Below are 12,965 nucleotides of genomic sequence, written 5' to 3'. Positions count from 1 at the left end.
CTTTAATTAATATCGAGGAGCTTTATGCTGTCTTTTTTCCGCTCATATGAGATGAGTATTGAAAACAACAAGCGCGCTCATCTATAAGGATGATTATATGTACTATTATCTCATAAATACGAACAAACGTCCGTTTTTCAATCCAGATAACTTGTTTTCTTTTTCGTCCTCTTCCTTGTCCATTTTAAATCATTTGTCGATCGGTTTGTGTGGAGTTGCAAAAAGCGGGTAAAGATTGAGATAATGATTGTCTTCATCAGCTGGAACAGAAAGAGGGACAAGTATGCTATACGAAGACCTTGGTCAAAAAGACGCACTCGAACAACTTGTCACACGATTCTATAATCGTGTGTATACAGATGATGTTCTCCGTCCGTTATTCCCGCCGGACCGCCAACGTGTCGAACAAGCACAAATCCGATTTTTGATTCAACTCACAGGTGGTCCAAAACAATACGATGGACAGGATGAACGGATGAATCTGGCGATGATTCATCGCCTTTTGCCCATCAGAGAAGTACACGCTGTGCGATGGATTGAATTGATGATGCTGACCATTGAAGAGACCATCGAGGACACAGAGGCAGCCACGCGTTTAATTGAGCGCCTACGAATCGGTGCCTTCAATGTGCTACGCATTTGTGATGCCCATCAGAACGGATGAGGGATTTTCCTTTCTCATCGGTACGTTTCAATGTAAAATAAGAACTGGAGGCGATAACTATGACTGAAGAACAAGATAAAAAGAGTGAATTGGTAAAAAGCGCACTCGAACAGGCTGAAGCAGCTAAAACGACAGAAGAACCTGTTGAAGAAGAAAAGTCAGATGAACAAAAACGTTTAGAACATATTCGGGCACTTGTGACGCTTGAACGTGGCTCTGATTATTACCGGGTTGTCTTCTACGATGATCATAAACATTTGATTTTCAAAGAACTCGATTACGATCGAGTCGAATTCGTCGGCCGATTCTACAATGACAGTTTTGATCCAACCAATCAAAAAGAACTAGAAGAAATTTCTGAGAAGGCTCTTGCGACATCGATTCGTAAACGTTTTTTATAAGAAACTGCAGTCTTCCTCACATAAAAGCCGTGCTACCCTCATTCATTCATGGGGAGAGCACGGCTTTTACTATATCCAGACGATTCGTCATCTGTTTTAGGTTATAGCTGTTCTTTTGTATTTCGTTTTTTCCGGCGCATAACGTACGCCAATACTCCACCGGCAACTGCCAATCCTGTTGCTGCCAGTACAGGTAATAGTACTTTTTTCGACGTCAGTTTTTGTTTCACTTGCTCCAATCGAGATTCCGTGACCTCTTTCTGAGCAACCGATGCACGACGGTTGATGGTCATGTGTTTTGCGGCATCCGTTACAACGATTCGTTTCGTCACCCACCGTCGATTTCCTGACTCGTCGACGACAAGCTGCCGGGCGCGTTTGACACCTTTGACTCTTTTACCCGGCGTATTTTCAGGACGAACAATCCGTGAACTGATAAAACGCCGTCCACCGTTCACACCAAATCCAGGTTGTAATTTTCTACGGTTTAACCATTCATATGATTCATTCATCGTGTAGCGGTCTTTCGACCGCTTCACCTCCCTTTAATTCTCTCTCTCGCACTTTACTGTCTATTCGCTGTATTAAGTAGTGATTCCTGTTAGATTGTTCCACTTATCGCGCTTTATTAAACGTCGTCGGTCGTTCTTCTTGAAATCTCCGTTGCATTTCGTAAGCCAATTCCAGTGTTTTAATCCGTTGCCGTTCGATGCTGTAAGCCGAAGCATCAGTGTCAATCCGTTGTCCTGTTTGAAATTCCACTTGAACGGTATCCCCCTTTTTTTGAACGGTTTTCATCTGCTTGAAATTAATCCAAATACATTCCGCCTTCTCCTTCGCAGTCGTCGGGAAGAAAATCGTTTGCGCCTTCCAATCGATTAAGACCGGTGTTTTCCGATTCGGCCCCAGGATATGTCGAGCCGCTTCAATTCTTCCGCGCATCGACGAACCAAAATACAAACAAGATTCTTCAATCAACTTGATCGGATGACCTTCTAACACGACTTCTGACTGTTCTTGAATAAGTAAAGTTTGCGGTTCACCGTATGGACCATACTTTGGTACAAGGGCTAATGTTTCTTCCGTAATTTTATGTCGCATCCTGATTTCCCCTTTCTTGTATTAGTATGGTTATATCAAATTCAAAATGACTTTGTCTGAACGACCTCATTATTTCCCGAAATAAAAAACGAGATACGGCTATCTCGTTTTTTAAGATCTTATTTTTTTCCGGCTGTTTCTTCCTCAAAATGTCTTGGAAAATTAAATTTTACGCAAACTTTATTTTCTTCATTTCCCGCAATCAGATTATCAATTGTCACTTCTCCTTCGTGCCGTTCGACAATCCGTTTAACGATGTATAACCCAAGACCAAACTTGCCTTCTTTTCCACGAGAAAATTGATGGAACAGCGGAGAGGACGTTTCTAACGGCGGACCGTCATTCAGGATTTCGACTGTCGCCGACTGCCTTGTGCCGGACAGGCGAATCTCAATCGTGGACTCGGCATAACGAATCGCATTATCCAATACATTTTCCAATGCCACACGTAATTGTTCCCCTTCGCCTAACACAATGCCCGCTTCCCCGGAAATTTTCCATGTCAATACTTTTGTGCCGACAAACCGTTTTTGAAGCAAATGAACCATGCGGTCCAAATCCACATGATCCCATGTTGAACGATCCAGTTCAAAATAATCAAGTTTTGTTACATATAACAAAGCTGCGACTTTTTTCTCCAATCGTTCCGCTTCTTCTTCGATGACGGAAACAGAACCGGTCAAATCACCGTCCGGATAAATTCCGTCCGAAATCGACTGGGCATAACTGCGAATGACCATGATCGGTGTTTTTAAATCATGTGAGATATTTTGAAGCAAGGATTTTTGAGCTTTATCCTGTTTTTCCAAGTCCATTCGCATCGCATCAACTGACCTGGCCAATCGTCCGATTTCATCGCCACGGTCCAAAGGAAGAGGTGTATCCCACTTCTGAGCTGCAATCTTACCGACCGCCCGCTCAATCTCGATTAAAGGATGGGTCAGTCGTCTGGCTAGCCAAAAGGCAATGAATAAGGTCAAGATACTGACAATCGCAACGACCCAGCCAATTTTCGAAAATAACTGAGTGATGAGTTCCTGCCGATAGGCATCCCAAACGTATGAAACACGGTAATAGGTTTCCCCTTTAATCTCCATCTTTAGGATACTGTAGTAGACATCTTCCTTATCAAGACGGGTCGTGTATTTTTGCATTTCTTTTTCTTGATCGATAGCATCACGATACATTTGATTGACCAGCTGTTGCGGTGCCCCGCCATAGTATAACTTTCCATTTTTCGATAACAATAAGACATTGACCGAGCGTGACTCCTGTTTCCGTCGATCGAATTCAATCGGATTGTCTTGTAACATCTCGATGACAGAGGCATCTTCCGAAAAAAAGACTTCACTGTTTTCTAATGTCGCATAGACTTGCTCATCGATGAAGTTACCAATCGACGACCGCATGACGACTAATATGACAATGGAGAGTGTTGCAATGACCAACAGGAACATCGCCCAGATTTGAAAACCCAGACTCCGATTCTTCATGCAGCCACCAGACGGTATCCGATTCCGTAAATCGTTTCAAGTTCTAGTTTGGAAAGTTTTTTTCGTACACGGCGTACGAGATCATCGACGACACGGTCTGATCCGAAATAATCGTCGCCCCATACGCTCACTAAGATTTGTTCCCGGGACATCGGTGTTCCGATTTGCGTAGCAAACAGAATCAGTAAATCATATTCTTTCGAGGTCAAATCAATCTCTTGACCATTCTCTTCGATAACTCGCTTTTCCGGATAAATCGTATAATCCCCGTACCGGATGAGACCGGTTTTCGGTGTCGCATACGCACGTGCTAAAATTTTCTTTACACGAATAACCAGTTCGCGCGGTAAAAACGGTTTAGCGATGTAATCGTCCGATCCCATCTCCAGTCCAATGATTTTATCAATGTCTTCATCCCGGGCCGAAATGAAGATGACCGGCGTCGTTTCGTCGTGCGCTTTAATCCGTTTGATCAACTGAAAGCCGTCCAAGTCCGGCAACATGATATCAAGTATCCACAAATCAGGTTTTTCAATGATGGCAGATGCCGCCGCTTCCCCGGATGTAAACGATTTTACTTGCCAACCTTCCTGTTCCAAATACTTGACCAAAACGCGGTTCAAGTTCACCTCATCGTCAACTAAATAAATCGTATGCATCTTCATCACTCCTGCTTAAGTTCTTTTTTTCAGTGTAACAAAGGATTTCCGCAGAATTATGGGAGAATCTAAAATTATACAAAAAAACGCTCTTTTCTGAAGAAAAGAGCGGCGTTCAGTCCAACTAATTATTTTACAAGGCGCAACGACGGATATGTCGCACGTTCTACATGTGTTTTTGTGTTTGCCGATACATGACGACGTTCCGTTTTCACTACGTGTGTCAGGAACGTGGCGCCGCCACCAAGTAAGACGGTTACACCAGCCATTAAAATAATTTCCATTGTTTTCGCCACCCTTTTCTATCGCAATTGATAATCAGTATCATCCTCAAGATGACTATATCATGCTTGATAGAAAATGAGAAGCATTCTCAGAGAATTAATCGGTTAAAAATTTCCGTTGTTCTTCTTCATGACGTTTCCGAATGATTTCACGCCATTGAAACTCGCCCTGTTCCAATCCGTTAATCAAGATTTCGGCGGTTCCGACATTTGTTGCAAGCGGTAAATCATAGACGTCACATAATCGAATCAAGGCCGATACGTCGGGCTCATGGGGTTGGGCTGTAAGAGGATCACGCAGAAAAATGACGATATCAATTTCTCCCCGGGCGACCATCGCACCGATTTCCTGATCTCCTCCAAGCGGTCCCGACTTACAGCGGTGGACCGTTAATCCTGTCGCCTCCATGATCCGTTGCCCTGTCGTACCCGTGGCATATAACGTATTTTTGGCAAAATAAGCTTCGTATGCTCGTGTAAACATCATCATCTCGTCTTTTTTTTCATCATGCGCAATTAAAGCAATATTCATTTTATCTCCCCCTCCTTACCTATATGCACACAAAAAGAACTTCAGAAACCTGAAGTTCTTTTTTTCTATATTGAAATCATGAACTGGTTGGTTGTTTTTTCAAGACAGTCCGTAAGATCTTACCCGTTGTATTTCGTGGCAATTGTTCAATAAATTCAATTCGTGTCGGGCACTTATACTTAGCGAGTGAGATGGCACAGAAGTCGAGGACTTCCGTTTCCGTCAACGGTTCACGTACGACAACAAATGTTTTTACCGCTTCGCCCATTTCTTCGTCGGGTACACCGATGACGGCGGCTTCGACAATCGATGGATGTTGATATAAGATTTCCTCGACTTCACGTGGATAGACATTATATCCGCCAACGATAATCATATCTTTTTTCCGGTCGACGATATAGAAGTATCCATCCTCATCTTGTCTTGCTAAGTCGCCGGTGTAGAGCCATCCTTCTTTTAACGTCGCTTGCGTTTCTTCCGGCATTTTATAGTAACCGGTCATGATGTTCGGACCACGTACGATTAATTCTCCGACTTGACCGATTGGTACTTCCTGCCCGAGTTCGTCGACGACCCTGTTTTCGACATCGATGATCGAAGGTCCGATCGAGCCCGGCTTTTGTACTCCGTCCAAAGGATTGAAGCATGTGACGGGAGACGCTTCGGACAGACCGTATCCTTCAAGGATATGACAGTTAAAGGTTTGATCAAAGGATTGAAGCAACGGTACCGGTAAACTCGCTCCACCTGAAACGAATAAACGGATGGATTCAAACGCATTCGTATATTCCGGATGCGCCTTTACTGTCTGTAGCAGGAAGTTATACATCGTCGGCACACCCGCAAAAATCGTGACCTGTTCTTTTTTCGCCAGTTCAAACGTCTCCTGTGGTGAAAAGCGGGCAGCAATGACAACCGTTGCCCCGTGTGCCAGTGACGCATTGACCACGACCGTCAAACAAAAGACATGGAACATCGGTAACACAGCGAGTGTCCGGTCCTGTTCCGAGACATTTAAGTATTCCCCGATGGAACGGGCATTGGAAGTCAGGTTTCGATGTGATAACATCGCTCCTTTTGGTTTCCCTGTCGTTCCGCTCGTATACAGGATAACAGCGGTCTCATCCATTTCATACGTCACTTCCTGAATCGGATGTTCAATCTCTAACCACCGCTCAAGCGTCGTGAACTGAACATTTCCAAGTCGTTCTTCCGGACCGACTTGACCGTTAAACGGAACGGAGACGACGACAGAAAGATGCGGTAAATGAACCAATCGCTCTTTTGCTGCTTCGACAAGCGGTGCGATTCCTAAAATCCCTTTAACATCGCCGTTCATTAAGATGTAACCGAGTTCATCTGGCGTATAGGTCGGGTTGATTGGGATGGCAACTGCCCCCTGCTTCATGACAGCATAATACCCAATCAAAAAAGCCGGACTATTTCCAAGTATTAGAGCAACGTGATCCCCTTTTCGAATTCCATGTGACTCGAGTGCTCCGGCGGCCCGGTGAAACTTCTCAACAAATTCATGATAACTGACTGCGACATCTTCAAATACGTAGGCGATGCTATCCGGACGTTGCCGAGCTGTTTCTTCCACCGAATGAATCAATCCCATCATAACTAGCTTCCCCCTTCGAATGAATAACCGTTCATTTTTAATGCAAAAAAAATCCATACATGACGTGTCCGCCTGTATGGATAGTGTAGCATTTTATGGAAACGTTTTCACGTTCTTTCTTTTTAACCGTTGACGATGACGCCACCGTTTAGATGCAGGACTTGACCCGTCATATAACTTGAATCGTTACAAGCTAAGAAGACGTAGGCCGAAGCCATTTCTGCCGGTTGTCCCGGACGATCCATCGGTGTGTTTTTACCAAACGTTTTGACCGATTCATCCGGGAATGTATCTGTGATCAATGGTGTCCAAATTGGACCTGGAGCAACGGCATTGACACGAATCCCTTGTTTCGCAAGATTCATTGACAGACTACGTGTGAAGCTGACGATGGCTCCTTTTGTCGACGAATAATCGATTAAGAGGGAGTTTCCTTCGTATGCTGTCGAAGACGTCGTATTAATGATGGCCGAGCCGAGTGTCAAGTGAGGTAAAGCCGCACGTGCTAAGCGCATCATCCCGAAAATATTTGTTTTGAATGTTTTTTCCATTGACTCGTCTGTAATGTCGAGCAACGAATCTTCCGGTTTTTGCATACTCGCATTGTTAACGACGATATCAAGACGACCAAAACGGTCGATGGTTTTTTGGACGAGTTCTTCACAATACGCGCCGTCTCCGATGTCTCCTTGCGAAAGTAACACTTCGCCACCAAGTTCTTCGAGACGGGCTTTTGTTTCTTCTGCACCTTCTTGATCACCATAAAACGCGATGACGATTTTAGCACCTTCTAATGTATAGGCAATCGAGATCGCACGCCCGATTCCTGAATTACCACCCGTTACGATAGCCACTTTGCCTTTTAATTTCCCGGCAGCACGGTAATCGTCCCGTTCATAATACGGCAACGGTTGTTGATCTTCCGTTTTCGGTAAGCCTTCCGAAACTTTTTCAAAATTGATGAAGTCGTTTAATGTACCCTCTAAAAAGTTATCTTTATTGTAGCCCATGAAAAAAGCTCCCCCTATGCAAGTTGATAGAGAGAGTTTTCCCAAAAAAGCTTATGCTAAAACGTCAAGCACTTCGTCCAGCTCCACGGCACCAAAATATTTCTTTAATTCGTACTGACTCAAGACTTCGCGTAACGAAGACCGGTCATACCGTTTGCCTTCCAATGCCCGTGCGATTTCCTCGGCATCCTCGACTCCGAAGAAATCGCCGTAAATTTTCGCTTCTTCGATGACTCCCTTTTTCACATTCAAGCGGAAATCAATCGTTCCAATCGGGAAACGTTTTTTATGGATCACATCAAACTTCGGTGATTTACCGAAATTCCAATCCCAGTTCCCGTACCGTTCTGCTGAAATCGCATGGACTTTTGCCCAGTCTTCGTCCGTCAAGACATAACGTTCCATCTCTTTTCCTTCATAAATCGATTCAAGGAGATGTTCGACGAACTCATCCATCGTCAACGGCTCTGTTAAAAATTCAGAGATGTTTGCGACCCGGCTGCGGACCGATTTAATTCCTTTTGAACGCATTTTTTCTTCACTGACGACCAACGCATTGACAACTTCCTCAATGTTTGAATCAAGCATCAATGTACCGTGGCTGAACATCCGGCCTTTTGTCGTAAACTGGGCGTTTCCGCTGATTTTCCGGGTTCCGACATGAATGTCATTACGACCGGACAGCTCTGCTTCGACACCCAATTTGTGCAGTGCTTTTACGACCGGCTCCGTGAATTTTTTATAGTTATTGAACGAATCTCCATCATCTTTTGTCAGGAAACTGAAGTTCAGGTTTCCGAGGTCGTGGTAAACGGCACCACCGCCTGATAAACGACGGACAACATGAATGCCGTTTTCCTCAACATATTTTAAGTTGACTTCCTCGTTCGTGTTTTGGTTTTTACCGACAATAATCGACGGACCGTTGATGTAGAACAGGAAATAATCTTCTTCGCTGACATTTAAATTGTTCAAAATAAAGTCCTCGACAGCAAGATTGATCCGTGCATCGTGGATATCTGGATGGAAAATGAATTTCATAAGTTTCATGTACTCCTTTAACAATCAAATTTAGTTACAGCCGTCGACTCCGCAGGCATCACCTTCAGCTACGATTTCTACTTTTTGTTCTTGTTGCACCCGGTCCAATACTTGGCTGAATGCTTCAACAGGCTGCGCTCCTGAAATGGCATATTTCCGGTCAAATACAAAAAACGGCACACCGGTCACACCGAGTTCACGAGCCATATCTTCTTCCTGACGCACTTCATCGGAAGACTCGTCAGATGCGAGGAAGGTTTCTACCGTTGTTGGATCGAGTCCAACAGTAGTCGCAATGCGCATCAAAATCGAATCGTCGTTTAAGTTCTCACCATTCATGAAATAAGCTTGGAATAACTCTTCTGATACTTCATCCATTTTATCATGCTTTTTCGCAAGTTGAGTCAGGCGGTGAGCCTTAAATGTGTTTGCCGGAACAACGCGGTCCATCTCATAGAACAGACCATCGGTTTTCGCCGCATCGACGACACCTTGCGACATCGATCGAGCTTGATCAACAGATGTCCCGTACTTTGATGCTAAAATTTCGTACAATCCCATCGTTGGTGTTTCCGGTGCTGACGGATCGAGTTCAAAACTTTTAAATTCAACTTCGACGTTTGTCGCTCCATTCTCCTGAATCGCTTTTTCCAAACGTTTCTTACCGATATAACAAAATGGGCAGGCATAATCTGACCAGACTTCAACTTTCATCGTGTTCCATCTCCTTCATGTAGTTATCATGTATGTTTAGCATAATCGCCCGGGCGTTCGCTTGCAATGAATCTGATTTCATAGGACAGTAAAAACTCCTTCGCCGAAAGCAAAGGAGTTTTTGTCGAACAAGTATTTATTCTGTGACGAGTGCGTGAGCTGCGTCCTCAATTTCGATCTCAAGTTCTTTTGTATATTCTGCTGTTTGTGCAGCTGTCCAGTTCAAGTGACGGGCCATCTCTTTGATGACTGCTTCTTTATGCTGACGTGCCCAAGCAATATCGAAGAAGACGGCGCCGGTCCGACGGATGAAGAAGTCGATTGGACGTGCCACCATTTCGTGGTTGATTCCGTAATGAAGCTGTGCATAGACATCACGCGGTAATTCTGTTTCCGCCGCATCATACGATGCCGCATATTCAAGAACGACCGGTATGTTCGAACCGTATCGTTTCGCAAGGAATAACACTTCTTCTGATGTTAATCCGTTTGCCGGTGCTTGTGATTTCAAGAACTTCGCGTACCCGGCTGCCCCTCCGACATGGCCACCTGAAATCGGCATGTTTTTTGTCGCACAACGTGTATAGGCACGGTTTGTTTCTTGTTTTAATAATTTGGCGACGAGATCAACGACGTGCTCACCCATTTTACGGTAGCCTGTCAGTTTTCCGCCGGCAATCGTAATCAAACCGGATTCAGACTGCCATACTTCGTCTTTCCGCGAAATTTCAGACGGGTCTTTTCCTTGTTCATAAATCAATGGACGAACACCGGCCCAGCTTGATTCCACATCTTCCGCTGTCACTTTCACTTCAGGGAACATGTAATGAATTGCATCGAGAACATATTCCTGGTCTTCGACTGTAAATTTCGGATGTGATGTGTCTTTGTCAAAGAACGTATCCGTTGTTCCGACATACGCTTTTCCGTCACGTGGAATGGCAAAAATCATCCGGCCATCCGGTGTATCGAAATAGACAGCTTGTTTCAGCGGGAATTTTGACTGGTCGATGACGACGTGAACCCCTTTTGTCAAACGCAGTTGTTTGCCGACTTTCGAACCGTCTTTTTCACGCAATTCATCGACCCAAGGACCCGTTGCGTTGACGACTTTTTTCGCACGAATTTCATGTACGTCTCCTGTCGCAAGATCCGTCACACGCATTCCGACGACTTTTCCGTTTTCATACAGAATTTCTTCCGCTTTCGTGTAGTTGACGACACGTGCTCCGTGAGCAACCGCTTCTTTCATGACTTCGATCGTTAAACGGGCGTCATCTGTCCGGTACTCGACGTAGTAACCGCCGCCTTTTAGACCGTCTTGTTTTACAAGCGGTTCTTTTGCCAATGTTTCTTTGGCTGACAACATTGAACGCCATTCTGAACGTTTAACGCCTGCCAGGAAATCATAAACACGTAATCCGATTGACGTACTGAACGGTCCGAATGTACCGCCTTTATGCATCGGTAACAACATCCATTCCGGTGTCGTAACGTGTGGTCCGTTTTCATACACGATTGCCCGTTCTTTCCCGACTTCGGCAACCATTTGGATTTCGAATTGTTTCAAATAACGTAAACCACCATGTACCAATTTCGTTGAACGGCTTGACGTTCCCGCTGCAAAGTCCTGCATCTCAACGAGTCCAATCTTCATGCCACGTGACGCAGCATCAAGAGCGATTCCTGCCCCCGTGATTCCTCCACCTACGACAAGTAGATCGAGTTCTTCACGCGTTAATCGATTGTAGACCTCTGCACGGTTTTTGCTTGAAAATTGTTGGTTTGCCATGAATAGTTCCTCCTGTTTAGGTTCGAAAAAAAAGAGACCACAACAAACAGACTGACGGTGTCAACTGTTGCTGTGGTCTCTCCATATTCTCCGACCGGTTTATTAACTTGTTGTTACTATAACATATGTCACATCATTTAAACAACATCGTCGCTTGAACAGCTTTTTTCCATCCACCGTAAAGATCTTCGCTTTCCGCTTCCGCCATGTTCATCTCAAAGCGACGATCCATCTTCCAATGCGCCGAAATCTGTTCTTGGTTTTCAAAGAATCCGACAGCCAGACCAGCGAGATACGCCGCGCCAAGAGCCGTTGTCTCATTGATTTCAGGACGCTCGACCGGTGCCTGAATGATATCACTCTGGAATTGCATGAGGAAATCATTTTTGACGGCCCCGCCGTCGACACGTAAGGCAGACATTTCGATTCCGGAATCCTGTTCCATCGCCGTCAAGACATCACGCGTCTGATAGGCGAGTGACTCAAGTGTCGCCCGGATGAAGTGCTCTTTTTCCGTTCCGCGCGTCAGACCGAAGACTGCACCACGGACATCGCTGTCCCAGTAAGGTGTCCCGAGACCGACGAAGGCAGGAACAACGTAAACACCGTCTGAAGAAGTCACACGTGTCGCGTAAGCTTCTGTTTCCTTCGCATCGTTAATCAGGCGAAGACCATCCCGTAACCATTGAATCGCTGAACCGGCCACAAAAATACTGCCTTCGAGCGCATACTGGACTTTTCCGTCGATTCCCCACGCAATGGTCGTCAAGAGACCGTGTTCCGATGTCACAGCTTTGTCGCCTGTGTTCAGTAGCATAAAACAGCCCGTTCCGTACGTGTTTTTCGCCATTCCTTTTTCAAAACAAGCTTGACCGAATAAAGCAGCCTGCTGATCTCCGGCAGCACCGGCAATCGGAACTGATTCACCGAAGAAATGATAGCCAGCTGTATGGGCATAAACTTCAGAAGACGGACGGACTTCAGGAAGCATCGCTTTTGGAACATCGAGAAGCTGAAGTAATTCGTCATCCCATTTCAGTTCATGGATGTTATACATCAACGTCCGGCTGGCATTGGAGTAATCCGTGACATGGGCTTTACCGCCTGACAACTTCCAAATCAGCCATGTATCAATTGTTCCAAACAATAGTTCACCACGTTCAGCCCGTTCCCGTGAACCTTCAACGTGATCAAGAATCCACTTCACCTTTGTTCCGGAGAAATAGGCATCAATCAATAAACCTGTTTTTGCACGGAATAGTTCGGCATGACCGGCACTCCGCAACTCGTCACAAATCTCAGCTGTTTGTCTCGATTGCCAGACAACTGCATTATAAATCGGTTTTCCAGTCTCTTTCTCCCAGACGACTGCTGTTTCCCGTTGGTTCGTGATACCGATTCCGGCGATTTGTGTCGCCTTAACGTTAGCTTCCGTTAGACAGGTTGCAACAACTGCAAGGACACTTCCCCAAATTTCATTAGCATTGTGTTCAACCCAACCCGGTTTTGGAAAGTACTGCGTAAACTCACGTTGTGCGGAATGAACGATTTCTCCAGAACGGTTGAATAAAATCGCCCGTGTACTCGTTGTTCCTTGGTCTAATGACAAAATGTAGTTCTCCATCTCTTCCCCATCCTTTGTATCTAGTA

The 12,965-nt window shown here is 45.1% G+C and carries 14 protein-coding genes; 2 read left to right on the top strand and 12 right to left on the bottom strand.

Annotation, left to right across the window (positions count from 1 at the left end; translation table 11 throughout):
* Positions 1-283: 283 nt before the first annotated feature.
* Together ACP26N_RS03970 and ACP26N_RS03965 are read left to right on the top strand one after the other, a co-directional pair.
* Positions 284-664, top strand: coding sequence for a truncated hemoglobin (locus ACP26N_RS03970; protein ID WP_188005207.1), 381 nt, complete (start codon positions 284-286; stop codon positions 662-664).
* 59 nt (positions 665-723) lie between these two features.
* Positions 724-1,065 carry a hypothetical protein gene (locus ACP26N_RS03965; RefSeq protein WP_014969716.1) on the top strand — a complete coding sequence of 114 codons (342 nt, stop codon included), beginning with the start codon at positions 724-726 and terminating at the stop codon, positions 1,063-1,065.
* A 101-nt stretch (positions 1,066-1,166) separates the two neighbouring features.
* Here the strand turns inward: ACP26N_RS03965 and ACP26N_RS03960 are convergent, their stop codons facing one another.
* The 12 genes from ACP26N_RS03960 to glpK all read right to left on the bottom strand — a co-directional run bounded on the left by ACP26N_RS03960 (position 1,167) and on the right by glpK (position 12,939).
* A complete protein-coding gene (locus ACP26N_RS03960; protein ID WP_026829065.1) occupies positions 1,167-1,577 on the bottom strand; it encodes a hypothetical protein in 411 nt (136 codons plus the stop codon).
* Between the two features lie 103 nt (positions 1,578-1,680).
* Positions 1,681-2,166 carry a competence protein ComK gene (locus ACP26N_RS03955; RefSeq protein ID WP_131503890.1) on the bottom strand — a complete coding sequence of 162 codons (486 nt, stop codon included), beginning with the start codon at positions 2,164-2,166 and terminating at the stop codon, positions 1,681-1,683.
* A gap of 119 nt (positions 2,167-2,285) precedes the next feature.
* On the bottom strand, positions 2,286-3,659 hold the full coding sequence (locus tag ACP26N_RS03950; RefSeq protein ID WP_214854186.1) for a sensor histidine kinase: 1,374 nt from the start codon (positions 3,657-3,659) through the stop codon (positions 2,286-2,288).
* A complete protein-coding gene (locus tag ACP26N_RS03945) occupies positions 3,656-4,318 on the bottom strand; it encodes a response regulator transcription factor (RefSeq protein WP_131503888.1) in 663 nt (220 codons plus the stop codon). The genes ACP26N_RS03950 and ACP26N_RS03945 overlap by 4 nt, the downstream gene beginning before the upstream one ends.
* 128 nt (positions 4,319-4,446) lie before the next feature.
* Positions 4,447-4,602, bottom strand: a complete 156-nt coding sequence (locus ACP26N_RS03940) for a hypothetical protein (RefSeq protein ID WP_188005206.1) — start codon at positions 4,600-4,602, stop codon at positions 4,447-4,449.
* Between the two features lie 97 nt (positions 4,603-4,699).
* A complete protein-coding gene (locus ACP26N_RS03935; protein WP_131503887.1) occupies positions 4,700-5,134 on the bottom strand; it encodes a methylglyoxal synthase in 435 nt (144 codons plus the stop codon).
* A 76-nt stretch (positions 5,135-5,210) separates the two neighbouring features.
* On the bottom strand, positions 5,211-6,755 hold the full coding sequence (locus ACP26N_RS03930) for a fatty acid--CoA ligase family protein (protein WP_131973285.1): 1,545 nt from the start codon (positions 6,753-6,755) through the stop codon (positions 5,211-5,213).
* Positions 6,756-6,880: 125 nt separating this feature from the next.
* The gene (locus ACP26N_RS03925) at positions 6,881-7,768 is read right to left on the bottom strand and encodes an SDR family oxidoreductase (RefSeq protein ID WP_131503886.1); all 888 of its coding nucleotides are present in this window, start codon (positions 7,766-7,768) and stop codon (positions 6,881-6,883) included.
* Positions 7,769-7,819: 51 nt separating this feature from the next.
* On the bottom strand, positions 7,820-8,809 hold the full coding sequence (locus tag ACP26N_RS03920; RefSeq protein WP_131973253.1) for a lipoate--protein ligase: 990 nt from the start codon (positions 8,807-8,809) through the stop codon (positions 7,820-7,822).
* A gap of 30 nt (positions 8,810-8,839) precedes the next feature.
* Positions 8,840-9,523 carry a DsbA family oxidoreductase gene (locus tag ACP26N_RS03915; RefSeq protein ID WP_214854189.1) on the bottom strand — a complete coding sequence of 228 codons (684 nt, stop codon included), beginning with the start codon at positions 9,521-9,523 and terminating at the stop codon, positions 8,840-8,842.
* A gap of 136 nt (positions 9,524-9,659) precedes the next feature.
* Positions 9,660-11,315: a glycerol-3-phosphate dehydrogenase/oxidase gene (locus tag ACP26N_RS03910; protein ID WP_131503883.1), complete on the bottom strand. Its 1,656-nt coding sequence runs from the start codon at positions 11,313-11,315 to the stop codon at positions 9,660-9,662.
* 133 nt (positions 11,316-11,448) lie between these two features.
* On the bottom strand, positions 11,449-12,939 hold the full coding sequence (gene glpK, locus ACP26N_RS03905; RefSeq protein WP_131503881.1) for a glycerol kinase GlpK: 1,491 nt from the start codon (positions 12,937-12,939) through the stop codon (positions 11,449-11,451).
* Between the last annotated feature and the right edge of the window lie 26 nt (positions 12,940-12,965).

Origin of the sequence: Exiguobacterium sp. R-39, assembly GCF_049942815.1 — a bacterium.
Taxonomy (GTDB): domain Bacteria; phylum Bacillota; class Bacilli; order Exiguobacteriales; family Exiguobacteriaceae; genus Exiguobacterium_A.
The sequence above is the reverse complement of the archived record's forward strand: the minus strand, read 5'-3'. Positions and strand labels throughout refer to the sequence as shown.

Coding starts and splice junctions, on each gene's coding strand:
- ACP26N_RS03910 (WP_131503883.1), bottom strand. CDS start 11,315: ATGGCAAACCAACAATTTTCAAGCAAAAACCGTGCAGAGGTCTACAAT.
- ACP26N_RS03915 (WP_214854189.1), bottom strand. CDS start 9,523: ATGAAAGTTGAAGTCTGGTCAGATTATGCCTGCCCATTTTGTTATATC.
- ACP26N_RS03965 (WP_014969716.1), top strand. CDS start 724: ATGACTGAAGAACAAGATAAAAAGAGTGAATTGGTAAAAAGCGCACTC.
- ACP26N_RS03920 (WP_131973253.1), bottom strand. CDS start 8,809: ATGAAATTCATTTTCCATCCAGATATCCACGATGCACGGATCAATCTT.
- ACP26N_RS03955 (WP_131503890.1), bottom strand. CDS start 2,166: ATGCGACATAAAATTACGGAAGAAACATTAGCCCTTGTACCAAAGTAT.
- ACP26N_RS03960 (WP_026829065.1), bottom strand. CDS start 1,577: ATGAATGAATCATATGAATGGTTAAACCGTAGAAAATTACAACCTGGA.
- ACP26N_RS03970 (WP_188005207.1), top strand. CDS start 284: ATGCTATACGAAGACCTTGGTCAAAAAGACGCACTCGAACAACTTGTC.
- ACP26N_RS03935 (WP_131503887.1), bottom strand. CDS start 5,134: ATGAATATTGCTTTAATTGCGCATGATGAAAAAAAAGACGAGATGATG.
- ACP26N_RS03940 (WP_188005206.1), bottom strand. CDS start 4,602: ATGGAAATTATTTTAATGGCTGGTGTAACCGTCTTACTTGGTGGCGGC.
- ACP26N_RS03950 (WP_214854186.1), bottom strand. CDS start 3,659: ATGAAGAATCGGAGTCTGGGTTTTCAAATCTGGGCGATGTTCCTGTTG.
- glpK (WP_131503881.1), bottom strand. CDS start 12,939: ATGGAGAACTACATTTTGTCATTAGACCAAGGAACAACGAGTACACGG.
- ACP26N_RS03925 (WP_131503886.1), bottom strand. CDS start 7,768: ATGGGCTACAATAAAGATAACTTTTTAGAGGGTACATTAAACGACTTC.
- ACP26N_RS03945 (WP_131503888.1), bottom strand. CDS start 4,318: ATGCATACGATTTATTTAGTTGACGATGAGGTGAACTTGAACCGCGTT.
- ACP26N_RS03930 (WP_131973285.1), bottom strand. CDS start 6,755: ATGGGATTGATTCATTCGGTGGAAGAAACAGCTCGGCAACGTCCGGAT.